Origin of the sequence: Streptomyces sp. AA1529 (genome assembly GCF_000280905.1) — a bacterium.
Lineage (GTDB): Bacteria > Actinomycetota > Actinomycetes > Streptomycetales > Streptomycetaceae > Streptomyces.
In genome coordinates this window covers 306,077-312,184 of the sequence record NZ_ALAP01000092.1, presented here as the reverse complement: position 1 = coordinate 312,184, position 6,108 = coordinate 306,077, and the positions used below count along the sequence as shown (strand labels likewise).

Annotated in this window: 6 protein-coding genes; 5 read left to right on the top strand and 1 reads right to left on the bottom strand. The window is 74.6% G+C overall.

The genetic code is table 11. The features are described 5' to 3' along the window. A partial coding sequence (locus A949_RS0127235) for a baeRF2 domain-containing protein (protein WP_019359220.1) occupies positions 1-800 on the bottom strand: 800 nt, incomplete at its 3' end. A 233-nt stretch (positions 801-1,033) separates the two neighbouring features. Here A949_RS0127235 and A949_RS0127230 point away from each other — a divergent pair. The 5 genes from A949_RS0127230 (at position 1,034) to A949_RS0127210 (ending at position 6,087) form a co-directional block, all read left to right on the top strand. After that, positions 1,034-1,804 carry a PTS sugar transporter subunit IIA gene (locus A949_RS0127230; RefSeq protein WP_019359219.1) on the top strand — a complete coding sequence of 257 codons (771 nt, stop codon included), beginning with the start codon at positions 1,034-1,036 and terminating at the stop codon, positions 1,802-1,804. A 114-nt stretch (positions 1,805-1,918) separates the two neighbouring features. Next, positions 1,919-3,541: a PTS ascorbate transporter subunit IIC gene (locus tag A949_RS0127225; RefSeq protein ID WP_019359218.1), complete on the top strand. Its 1,623-nt coding sequence runs from the start codon at positions 1,919-1,921 to the stop codon at positions 3,539-3,541. An 88-nt stretch (positions 3,542-3,629) separates the two neighbouring features. Then, entirely contained in the window at positions 3,630-4,421 is a 792-nt protein-coding gene (locus A949_RS0127220) for an alpha/beta fold hydrolase (protein ID WP_019359217.1), read from the top strand. Positions 4,422-4,557: 136 nt separating this feature from the next. Then, entirely contained in the window at positions 4,558-4,824 is a 267-nt protein-coding gene (locus A949_RS0127215; protein WP_019359216.1) for a hypothetical protein, read from the top strand. A 231-nt stretch (positions 4,825-5,055) separates the two neighbouring features. Then, on the top strand, positions 5,056-6,087 hold the full coding sequence (locus A949_RS0127210) for a glutathione S-transferase family protein (protein ID WP_019359215.1): 1,032 nt from the start codon (positions 5,056-5,058) through the stop codon (positions 6,085-6,087). Positions 6,088-6,108: the final 21 nt, after the last annotated feature.

Below are 6,108 nucleotides of genomic sequence, written 5' to 3'. Positions count from 1 at the left end.
CCGGGCGCGTGTGCGGCCCGCAGCGCGGCCAGCGCCTCGGCGGTGTGCCGTTCGACGTACTCCGCGCGGGCCCGTTCCGTCTCCCTGTCCAGCAGCTCCGAGGAGGCACCCGCCGCACGGCCGCCGTGCGAGGTCTGCACGGCCGGGGCCCGCAACCGCTCGGGCAGCTTCTCGTGCACGGCACGCCGCTCCCGGGGTTCGCCGCTGAGCACCAGCACCTCGGCCGCCGTCTCCCGGAAGCGGCGTTCGATCGCCTCCGCGATCAGTCCGGCGTTGCTCTCCCAGGTGTTCTCCACCCGCAACTGGAAGTGTTTCTCCGACAGCTCGCCGGTGGAGTTGCGGTGGATGGGCCACTCCTCGCCGGTGGCCCGCCCCGCGCTGCGCGTCCCGTGCGCGTCCACCAGCTCGAAGTCCGCCCCCGTGCGGTCGATGCGTGCCGTCAGGCAGCGCGGGTTCTCGCCCAGCAGCTCCGGCAGCGGTGCGAGATGCGGCAGTGTCGACCAGGTGACGTGCTGCCGTTCGGGCGCCACGGTCAGCGGCAGGTCCAGCACCACGTCCCCGTCCGACGCGAAGACCGCGCTGCCCTGTGGCCGGGTGCGCGGGGAGAGCGCGGCCAAGTGCCCGGCGATGGCATCGGCGGTCGCGGAGTCGGCACCCTGCCGCAGCAGCTCGTCCCCCGCGGCGCGGGCCGCCAGCCGCCGCTCGTCCCCGGCGTTCTCGGTGGCCTGCGCCGTGCTCGTGCAGACGGTGGCCCACGGTCCGTTCCGGTGGAGAAGAGGTGCGAGGGAATCGAGGCGCATGGTTCCTCCCTGGTGCTCCCGGGTGCGCTGCGATCGGTGAACCGACCCCGGCGCCGGGAGGCAGCCGGAGCCGTCCGCCGGACGGCCGGGTACCCCTGCCGCCGGCAGCGACACGACCCCGTGCGGCCGGGCCTGCCGCGCCCCGCACCGGGCCTGCCCTCCGGCGCCCGCCTCCGGACAGCTGTCGGGAGGCGGCCACCGGCCGGCCGGAGCGGCGTGCCACCATCCGGGGCATGGCGTCACTGAGCGAACTGCTGCCCTGTGCGGCGATCCGTCTGGACATCGCCGTGGCGGACTGGCGCTCCGCGGTCCGCGCCGCGGGCGGCCTGCTGGTCACGCAAGGTGTCAGTACCGACGCGTACACCGACGAGATGATCGGGAACATCGAGGAGAACGGGCCCTACGTCGTCGTCGCGCCCGGGCTCGCCCTCGTCCACGCCCGGCCCTCGCCCGCGGTGCACCGGACCGGGCTGGCCTGGGTGCGGCCTGCCGAACCCGTCGAGTTCGGCCATGCGGCGAACGACCCGGTCACCCTCGTCGTGGCGCTCGCCGCGGCGGACGCCCACGCCCACACGGCCGCCATGGCGGCCCTCGCCGGGCTGCTGGCCGATCCGGACGCGGCGGCCGCCCTGCGCGCCGCACCGAGCCCGCAGGCGGTGCACCGGCTGCTCGATGCGCGGGAGCGCGGTGGTGGACAGCCGCGGCGCAGCGGGCCGGCCGTGCAGCGGATCCTCACGGTCTGCGGGAACGGGGTCGGCACCAGCCTCTTCCTCAAGAACACCCTGGAGCGGGTGCTGGAGCGCTGGGGCTGGGAGCAGCACGTCACCGTCGAGGCCACGGACACCGTCTCCGCGCGGGGCAAGGCGTCCGGGGCCGCGGCCGTCCTCACCTCGCGCGAGATCGCCGGGCTCCTCGGCGACCTGGGCATCCCGGTGCGGGTCGTCGCGGACTTCACCAGCGAGAAGGAGGTGGACGCCGTGCTGCGCGACACCTACGACGTCTGACCGCGTCCCGCGCCCGGCTTCCCCGCCACGCACCCCGCGGACTCCCGGCAGCTCCCGCACGACCTCGGGGCGCCCTCCCCACCCGCCCGAGCACGGCACGCAGCGGAAGGCTCCATGGACTGGCTGGTCACCCTCGCGGCATTCCTCGGCACCGAGATCCTGAGCGTTCCCGCGTACCTCATCGGTCTCATCACGGCGGCCGGTCTGACGGCCCTGCGGAAACCCGGAGGGCAGATCGTCGGCGGGGCCGTCAAGGCGACGCTGGGCTTTCTGCTGATCGGCGCCGGCGCCGGACTCGTCGTCGGCGCGCTGGCACCGCTGGGCGAGATGATCCAGGGTGCCACCGGCGCGCACGGGGTGATTCCCACCAACGAGGCGATCGTCGGTATCGCGCAGGACCGGTTCGGTGCCCGCGTCGCCTGGCTGATGACCGCGGGATTCGCCCTCTCCCTGCTGCTGGCCCGGTTCACGCCGCTGCGCTATGTCTTCCTGACCGGCCACCACATGCTCTTCATGGCGACCCTGCTGACGATGGTGCTGGCGGCCGCGGGGCTGCCCGGGTGGCTCGTGGTGGCCGTCGGCGGAGTGCTGCTCGGCATCCTCCTCGTCTCGATGCCCGCCCTCGCGCAGCCGTGGACGAAGCGGATCACCGGCGGCGACAGCATCGCCGTCGGGCACTTCGGCACGGCCGGCTACGTGACCGCCGGTGCCGTCGGCCGGCTCGTCGGCGGACGCAGCCGCAGCACCGAGGACATGAGGCTGCCGGAAGGGCTGCGGTTCCTGCGCGACTCGATGGTGGCCACCGCACTGTCCATGCTGCTGATCCACCTCGTCATGGCGCTGCTGTACCTGGCCGACGCGGGTGAGGCGACGGCTTTCCGGGCGTTCGCCGCCGACGGCGGTACGGCCGCCACCGGCCTGGGAGACTACTTCATGCAAGCCGTGCTGCAGGGGCTGCGGTTCGGCATCGCGGTGGCCGTCATCCTCTTCGGCGTCCGAACGGTCCTCGGCGAACTCGTCCCCGCCTTCCAGGGGATCGCGCACAAGGCCGTTCCCGGTGCCGTGCCCGCGCTGGACGCGCCCATCGTCTTCCCGTACGCGCAGAACGCGGTACTCGTGGGGTTCCTCGCCAGCTTCACCGGCGGCCTGTGCACGCTCGGGCTGCTCGCCTGGCTGCTCAGCCCCGCCTTCGGCCTGGCGCTGGTGCTGCCGGGGCTGGTGCCGCATTTCTTCACCGGCGGCGCGGCCGGTGTCTACGGGAACGCGACCGGCGGCAGGCGGGGCGCCGCGCTGGGCGCGTTCTGCAACGGCGTCCTCATCACCCTGCTGCCCGCCGTGCTGCTGAAAGTGCTGGGCACCTTCGGGGCGGAGAACACCACCTTCGGCGACGCCGACTTCGGCTGGTTCGGCACTCTCATCGGCTACGCGGGCAGGGCGGGCCGGCCGGTCGGCATCGCCCTGATGCTCGCCGTCGGGGCCGTGCTGCTGGCCGGAGCCGTCCTGGTGCAGAAACGCGTCGTCGAGCCCGGCTGGGACCCCGGCGCCCGCCGCGACGCGTTGCTGCCGCGACCCGCCGCCGCAGGGCCCGCACCCGCGGCGGCGACCGGCACGGAGGCCGCCCCGCCCGGTGCCGCGCGGATCCCGCCGCCCGGCCCGGCCGGGGACACGGCACCGCGCCGCTTCCCCAAGCTGCCCCCGCCGGCCGGTGCCCCCGTCCCGCCCCCGCCGCCGGACTGAGCCGGTACCCCGGCCGCGTCCCGCCGCCGCCGGGCCCCGGCTGCTGGTAGAAGTCGCAGCACACCACCGCAGCCAGGAAGGGCCCGCCATGACCGTGCGCTTCACCACCTCGCCCGACGGCACCGGCATCGCCTTCGAGCAACTCGGGGACGGCCCGCCCGTCGTCCTGACCGGTGGCGCGCTCAGCACCCGGTACGAGGGCCTGCCGCTCGCCCGTGAACTGGCCGGCCTCGGACTCTCCGGAGTGGTCTACGACCGCCGGGGCAGGGGCGGGAGCGGCGACACCCCGCCCTATGCCCCCGCGCGGGAGGACGAGGACCTGGCCGCCGTGCTCGGCGCACTCGGCGGGGGAGCGGCATGCGCCTTCGGCGTGTCGTCCGGTGCCCTGATCGCGCTCGGCGCGGCAGCGCGCACCGGCGCGGCCCCCGGCAGGCTCGTGCTCTTCGAACCGCCCTTCACCGGCGCCGTGGGGCACCCCCAGGACCCGGCGCACGCGGCCCGCCTCGCCGACCTCCTCGACCGGAAGCGGCGCGCGGACGCCGTGGCGTACTTCCTGGGGGAGATCATCGGGCTGCCACCGGAGTCCGTGGCGGGCGCCCGCCGCTCCCCGGCCTGGGGCGGCCTGACGAGAATCGCCCACACACTCCGCTACGACACCACGCTGCTCGGCGACGCCACCCTCCCGGCCGGCATCCTGACCGCTGTGCGGGTCCCCGTGCTCGTCCTCTCCAGCGACGCCAGCACCCGGCTGCTCCAGGACGCCGCGCGTGCGGTGGCGGAGGCCCTCCCGTGCGGCGAGCACCGGACGGTGCCCGGGGCGTTCCACCAGGCACCCGCCGAGGCGCTGGCGCCGGTGGTGCGGGACTTCCTCGCCGCCTGAGCGAGTGCGCCGGTGCGCGCCGCGTCCGGCGTGTTAAGAGTTGCCCATGGCTTTCCCAACTCCGCCATGCCCGCGCTCCGTAGGGGGAAGCCACTGGCTGTCCGGTGAGCGGGGGCGAGCGACTCGGGGGTGCGGGATGGACAGCACGACGGCGAACGACGGCCCGCGGTGCGCGGCGGCGGACCGGGCGGATCCGACACCGTGCGAGGGCAGGCCCACGGTGGTGACCGTCGTCGACCGGAACGGAGCGCAGCACACCGGCTGCATCCACCACACGGCCCGGCTGCTGGCCAGTCTCGAAGGCGCCCGGCTGCATCCGTCCGCGGCCGTGCTTCCCTTCGCGTGCGAGGTGTACTGCCGCGCCGACCAGCTCCTCCCCTTTCCCTGGCAGCTCGGCCGCTGACGAGGTGCCGACGGCGGACGCGGGCCTGTGCCGCGGCGGGGGTGCCGCGAGCCGCTCCGGGCGCGCGAACTCCCCGGCGCGTGGGCCCGTTGCCTGCTCAGCACCGCTTTCCTCACGCGTCGGTACTCGTTTCCTCACGCGTCGGTACTCGGCAACGGGACCGCCGGAGTGATGGGATGCGCTCGGACGGCCGGGGACTCCGCTGCCCCGGACTGCGGGAAGGAGACGGGGATGAGTACCGCTGCGGCCGGCGGCGACGCCGGGAACACCGAGTACGGCCGGAAGGCGTTCAAGAGGTCCAGGAGCCACTTCGCCGACCGGATCACAGCCGACGGGAGGGACGGCTGGCCCGTCGAGGCGGGCCGCTACCGGCTCGTGGTCAGCCGAGCGTGTCCCTGGGCGAGCCGGGCACTGGTCTCGCGCCGGCTGCTGGGCCTGGAGAGCGCGCTGTCGCTGGCCGTCGCCGACCCGATCCAGGACGACCGGAGCTGGCGCTTCACGCTCGACCCCGGCGGCCGCGACCCGGTGCTCGGCATCCGCTTCCTGCACGAGGCGTACGACAAGCGCGAGACCGGCTACCCGGGCGGCGTCAGCGTGCCCGCCGTGGTGGACGTGCCCAGCGGCAAGCTGGTCACCAACGACTTCCAGCAGCTCACGCTCGACCTGGCCACCGAGTGGCGCGCGCTGCACCGGCCGGGCGCGCCCGACCTCTACCCGCGGGCACGGCGGGAGGAGATCGACGAGGTGGCCCAGGGGATCTACCGCGACGTCAACAACGGTGTGTACCGGGCCGGGTTCGCCACCACACAGCAGGAGTACGACGCCGCCTACGCGGACGTCTTCCGCCGCCTGGACCTGGTCTCGGAGCGGCTGCGGGAGCAGCGCTACCTGGTCGGCGACACCCTCACCGAGGCGGACATCAGGCTGTTCACCACGCTCGTGCGGTTCGACGCCGTCTACCACGGCCACTTCAAGTGCAACCGCAACAAGCTGGAGCAGGATCCGGTGCTGTGGGCGTACGTGCGGGACCTGTACCAGACGCCCGGATTCGGCGACACGGTCGACTTCGACCACATCAAGCGGCACTACTACGTCGTCCACACCGGCATCAACCCCACCTCGATCGTGCCCGCGGGGCCGGATCTGTCCGGCTGGCTGACCCCGCACCACCGCGAGCAGCTCGGCGGCCGCCCCTTCGGCGACGGCACCCCGCCGGGCCCCGTACCGGCGGGAGAGGAGATCCCGGCGGACCACCGGCCCTGAGGCCCGCCCGCGCCGGAGGGC

Coding starts and splice junctions, on each gene's coding strand:
- A949_RS0127230 (WP_019359219.1), top strand. CDS start 1,034: ATGGCGTCACTGAGCGAACTGCTGCCCTGTGCGGCGATCCGTCTGGAC.
- A949_RS0127225 (WP_019359218.1), top strand. CDS start 1,919: ATGGACTGGCTGGTCACCCTCGCGGCATTCCTCGGCACCGAGATCCTG.
- A949_RS0127220 (WP_019359217.1), top strand. CDS start 3,630: ATGACCGTGCGCTTCACCACCTCGCCCGACGGCACCGGCATCGCCTTC.
- A949_RS0127215 (WP_019359216.1), top strand. CDS start 4,558: ATGGACAGCACGACGGCGAACGACGGCCCGCGGTGCGCGGCGGCGGAC.
- A949_RS0127210 (WP_019359215.1), top strand. CDS start 5,056: ATGAGTACCGCTGCGGCCGGCGGCGACGCCGGGAACACCGAGTACGGC.